Annotated in this window: 2 protein-coding genes; one reads left to right on the top strand and one right to left on the bottom strand. The window is 65.5% G+C overall.

All coding sequences use genetic code 11. From position 1 onward, the window contains the following. Positions 1-211: 211 nt before the first annotated feature. Positions 212-1,285, top strand: coding sequence for a D-alanine:D-lactate ligase-like protein (locus ENZ75_RS30585; RefSeq protein ID WP_063169672.1), 1,074 nt, complete (start codon positions 212-214; stop codon positions 1,283-1,285). Positions 1,286-1,327: 42 nt separating this feature from the next. Here the strand turns inward: ENZ75_RS30585 and ENZ75_RS30580 are convergent, their stop codons facing one another. Continuing rightward, entirely contained in the window at positions 1,328-1,738 is a 411-nt protein-coding gene (locus ENZ75_RS30580) for a GFA family protein (RefSeq protein WP_063169673.1), read from the bottom strand. Positions 1,739-1,867: the final 129 nt, after the last annotated feature.

The following is a 1,867-nucleotide window of genomic DNA, read 5'->3' as shown; positions in this document are numbered from 1 at the left end:
CTGCTGGATCTGCAGGGCGGCATGACCTTTCTGCTCGATATTCCCGTCAACGGCCGCTTCGAGCCGCGCGTGCTGATCGCCTGATCGAACTGGATTCTACGGTCGGACGGTGCGTTGTCACGCCACCGCCCGCACCGTGTCGGTTTCGCGAGAGCCTGACGTCTCGACCATGCGATGGTAGGTGATCGTACCGCCGGGAATCGTTCATCTCATGCCAAGCCGTAAGCCGAAACTGATACTCATCCATGAGCCGGAAAAGGCTTGTTTCGACCGCCTGGTCGCCGACGGCCATGCGCCGCAGCGCGCAACCGAAATCGCGTCCTATCTGGCGCAGTCGACCGATCTCGCTCCTGAATTCGACGTGCTTGGCCGTGCCTGCCAGGCACGCGGCCTGTCGTTCGCGCCGGTGGGGCTCGACGACGCTGCCAGCGTGCTCGCCGGCGAGCATCCCAGCACAACGCTGGTCTGGACGCTGACCGACGGCATCGCCTATTTCCGCGGCGGCGCGGCGCCCGCTTTGGCGCGACTGGGCGGTTTCAAGACAATCGGCGCCGACGATGCGCTGTTCGCGCTCTGCCAGGACAAGTTCCGCTCCGGCGCCGTGCTCGGCGCGCTCGGCCTGCCGGTGCCACAGGCTGGGCTCGCGCGTGACGGCCAATGGCTGGTCGAGCCGCCGGCCTCGCCCGCCGGCTGGTTCGTCAAGCCCAACCGGCTCGGCGCCAAGATCGGCATCTGGCTGGAGTCGCGCTGCAGCGATCTCGCCCACGCTTTGGAGCTCAGCCGGCGCGTCTTTTCGGCCTATCGCGACGATGTCGTCGTCCAGCCCTACGTCGCCGGCCGCAACGTGCGCGCCAGTTTCCTTAGCCTGATGCCGGGCGCGGGAGTCGAAGTGCTTGGCGTGGCCTTTGTCGATTCAGGCGCCGATTTCCAGACCATGGCCGACAGCCTGGCGCTCTACGGCGACACTGGCGAGGCAGCGAAAGCGGCGGGACATTACGCCGAGCCGGAGCTCGTCGCGGTCGCCGACAGCCAGCCGGCCGCCGACGCCAGGATTCGTGCGATCGCCGGGCGGCTGATGAGCGGGCTCGGCCTGCGCGACGTGTTTTCCATCGATCTCAGGGTCGAGGCCGACGACACCGTCCACCTCATCGAGTTCGAGGTCTGCCCCGGCCTGCCCTGCTTCGATTTCCGCGCCTATTGCCGCCAGCAATGGGGCCTCGAGCTTGCCGATGCCATAGCCGAGACAGCGGCGAGCCGGCTGATCGGCCAAGAGCATCGGGCCTGAAGGCGCGACGGCAGATCGCGGGCCGACGGCGGACGCGTTTCACTACGGCATTCGCTCGACCGCCTGCAAGGCGGGATCCATCTTGTCCCAGGCATGGCCGTGGCTCGTGTAGGTCACCATCTGCGGGCTGAACTGTTCCGGATCGTCGAGGCTGGCCGCATGGACCGCTATGAATTCCGGCATGGCGACGGATATCAGAAAGACCGGCGTTCCGCAGGTTGGACAGAAGGTGTGGATTTTTTCATTGCCGCTGGCGCCCGCCACGCGCCAGGTGCTCACCTCCCCGGTAATGGCCATATCGGTGCGCTGGCCGAAGGTCAGGTAGGATCCGTGGCCGGTGCCTGAGCGCTTCTGGCAATCGCTGCATTGGCAGTGGTTCTGGAAGATAGGCTCGTCATTGGTCTCGTAACGGATCGCGCCGCATGCGCAGCCGCCGGTATAGCGCTTGGTCATTATCGTTCTCCACGGGTCTGATTCTGCTCGAGGTCGCAACATCAGGCCGATTTCGGCTTGGCGAAAATATCGATGCCGCTGCCGGTTTCGAGGAAGGATTTCAGGCTGGACAGCACCGCCGGCCAACCT

The organism is Mesorhizobium sp. M7A.F.Ca.CA.002.04.1.1 (assembly GCF_004022805.1).
Classification (GTDB): domain Bacteria; phylum Pseudomonadota; class Alphaproteobacteria; order Rhizobiales; family Rhizobiaceae; genus Mesorhizobium; species Mesorhizobium ciceri.
The sequence above is the reverse complement of the archived record's forward strand: the minus strand, read 5'-3'. Positions and strand labels throughout refer to the sequence as shown.